Below are 2,960 nucleotides of genomic sequence, written 5' to 3'. Positions count from 1 at the left end.
CAGATTTGTATCAGAGACAGCTTTGTGGCAGATAAACGGCATCTGCATCACCGCTTGTTAAATGCTGGGCTATCCCATCGGTTTACGGTGTTGTTTATTTATGCGTTGACGCTCTGGGTAGGCAGTCTGGCGTTAGCTTTTTCAGGTATGCCCAGCGGTATTGTCTATGCCCTGGGTTCAACCGCTCTTTTGAGTTACACCAGTTGGCGGGCCAAACGCCATGCGCGCTAAAACATGTGTGCAACAGTTAGTATTCAATATGGGTATTGATAGGGTTGGATTAACTGCCCCAGGTCATATAGATAAAACGTTTCTGTGATTGCCCCGGCGCGCTTAGTTTCTAGAGTTTCTAAGAGATCGAATTTTTCAAAGTAGGGGGCATAAGTGGCGCGAATCTCGCTCTGGTCATAATCGGCAATGGTGAGAAATAGGCCTGATGCTCCTATCCAATCAGCGGGGGTAAACCATACGGCATGTCCCCTGGGGTCTTGGGTAAAGGCCATGACGGGAGCTGGGGTGATCGGGCTGAGGGCCATATCGACATAGCCACTGAGCCAGAACTCGTTGGTGACTAGAAAGTCAGTGGCTGCGATCGCAGCTTCCACCTCTCCAGCTTGCAGCGCTCGTCGTAACTGTACGACATCAATCATTGTTGTTGTGGGGTCTGTTTCTGGTGGCATTAATTTCACCAGTCCACCGGGTTGCTGAAGTGTCCCCAGGGAAACATGGCCTAGGGCAAAAATAAGTAGGGTGGCCATTACTACGGCACTCCCCATTAGCCACCGTCTGACGACACGCGGCGGCCAACCGGCCACGGCCACGGCCAGTAGCAAACTCAAACTCCAGAGTCCGGGGGCAGGCCACGCTGGATAGATCCGGGTAATGCCGCCCAGCAGAGTAAACCCTAGGGCAATGGGCAGACCTAGCCATAGTACAAATCTTTGTCGCAGGTCGTTGAGCTGCCTTAAGCTGTGTACACTGGCCCACCAGAGGGGAAAGCCCAGGGATGGAAACAGGTAGGCCACACCCACTAGCCATACCCCCACCATGTTTAGCAGATTAAAGCTGGGGCTGTTTTTAGGACTAGGGGCACCCTCAAACCTGGTCGATAGATGAAAGCTAAAGGACAGCCAGTCGTGCTGAGTATTCCAGTACAGCAGCGGTGTTAGGATGAACACAAACAGCACCAGGGCTACCCCAGTCCATGGTGAAACCAGGGCTTGCCGATGTTTGGAGCTAGTAAGACAAAACCCCACTAGGCTCAGCCCCAATATAAATCCGTGGTATTTGCTCAGACAGGTCAGGCCCAACAGTACCCCAATCAGAGCAATCTTATGGGTGGGCTGATAGGGTTTACCTGTGGGGAAAAACTCCAACACCGCAACATACATCACCGCTGACCATCCAAAAATCAGGGCATTATCTGGGGCCGCCAATAGACCAAAGCTAAAGACAAAGAGGGGACAGAGGGATGCGATCGCAACTGCCCACATGCCCACCCTAGGACCAAATAATCGCCATCCGCTCAGGTAGAGTAACCCCGTACTCAAGCCGTAAAGCACCAATGCCCCCAATCGCATGGTTAGCGGAGCAATATACCCCGTGAGCCAGGGTCCCACAGCTGTTGTCAGGGCCACCATCACCGGGTGATCAAAATAGCTCCAATCCCAATGCTGGGTATACAGAAAATAGTAGGCCTCATCAAAGCCCGGTGGCAGAAGCCAGGCAATTATGACTCGCAGACCCCAAGAGCCAATTAATAGCCCCACTAGCCACTGTGGCCATAGCCTCATTTTTCCAAGGGGCATGTTTTTATTGATTTCCATTTCCTGGCGTTCCATTTTGGTACCATTTTGTCGTTCTATCTCGCCCAAACATGATGACCGGTCGTGCAGAAATCACATGCGCAGAAATCATATGCGTGGGAACAGAGCTACTCCTGGGCGATATCCTCAATAGCAATGCCCAATATCTGGCCCAGCAGCTGGCCTGTCTGGGGATTTCTCACCACTATCAAACCGTTGTCGGTGACAATCCACTCCGACTAGCACGGGCGATTGCCATTGCCTGCGAGCGGTCCCGGTTAATTATTCTCACAGGTGGTCTGGGACCTACACCCGACGACATTACTACGGCGACCATTGCCGACTTTTTTGGGGTGCCTTTGGTGGAAAATACTGAGGTCCTGGCCGACATTACAGCCAAATTGGCTCAGCGTGGTCGCACCCTGGGTGACAACAATCGTAAACAGGCCCTGTTGCCTCGGGGGGCCAATGTTTTAGCCAACCCCCAAGGCACAGCCCCTGGTATTTTGTGGCAGCCTCGTCCAGGACTCCACCTGATGACCTTTCCAGGGGTGCCGCGAGAACTTCGCACCATGTGGCAGACTAGCGCCATTGCCTATCTCCAAGCGCAGGGATGGACGGACGGTGTGATCCACAGCCGGACACTCAAGTTTTGGGGCATCAGTGAGTCGAGACTGGCTGCCAAAGTAGATGATTTTCTCAAGTTAGAGAACCCTACTGTGGCTCCCTACGCCAGTGCTGGTGTGGTCAAATTACGGATTTCAGCAAAGGCTAAATCCCTATCCGCAGCCCAACAGTTGATTGCCCCCGTTGCCGCCCAACTAAAGGGCATGGGCGGTATTGACTGCTTTGGGGAAGATGACGATACCTTAGGCACCGCCGTTGGCCAGTTGCTGTTAAGGCATCAAGGTACCCTTGCTGTGGCTGAATCCTGTACCGGTGGCGGGTTAGGGGCCATGATTACAGCAGTCCCTGGGAGTTCTGCTTACTTTATGGGGGGAATTATTTCCTATGACAATGCCGTTAAAGAACGCTTGCTAGGGGTGTCTTCCCAGGCCTTGTTGGAGCATGGGGCCGTGAGCGCGATTGTGGCTGAGCAGATGGCCGTTGGCGTGCGGACCCAGCTGGCAACTGACTGGGGACTGAGTATTACCG

2 protein-coding genes and 1 pseudogene are annotated in these 2,960 nt (G+C 53.2%); 2 read left to right on the top strand and 1 reads right to left on the bottom strand.

The genetic code is table 11. The features are described from left to right. Positions 1–231, top strand: a pseudogene (locus IQ260_RS29430) (undecaprenyl/decaprenyl-phosphate alpha-N-acetylglucosaminyl 1-phosphate transferase); the annotation flags it as partial. Positions 232–254: 23 nt separating this feature from the next. On the opposite strand, the gene IQ260_RS29425 reads toward IQ260_RS29430, so the two are convergent. Next, a complete protein-coding gene (locus IQ260_RS29425) occupies positions 255–1,793 on the bottom strand; it encodes an ArnT family glycosyltransferase (protein ID WP_193996609.1) in 1,539 nt (512 codons plus the stop codon). Between the two features lie 128 nt (positions 1,794–1,921). On the opposite strand from IQ260_RS29425, the gene IQ260_RS29420 reads away from it, so the two are divergent. Continuing rightward, positions 1,922–2,960 (top strand): competence/damage-inducible protein A (locus tag IQ260_RS29420; protein WP_322745078.1); only part of this gene is annotated, 1,039 nt, incomplete at its 3' end.

Source organism: Leptolyngbya cf. ectocarpi LEGE 11479 (assembly GCF_015207065.1).
Classification (GTDB): Bacteria; Cyanobacteriota; Cyanobacteriia; order Phormidesmidales; family Phormidesmidaceae; genus Leptothoe; species Leptothoe ectocarpi.
Note: the sequence above shows the minus strand (reverse complement) of the source record. Positions and strands in the feature narration are given on the sequence as shown.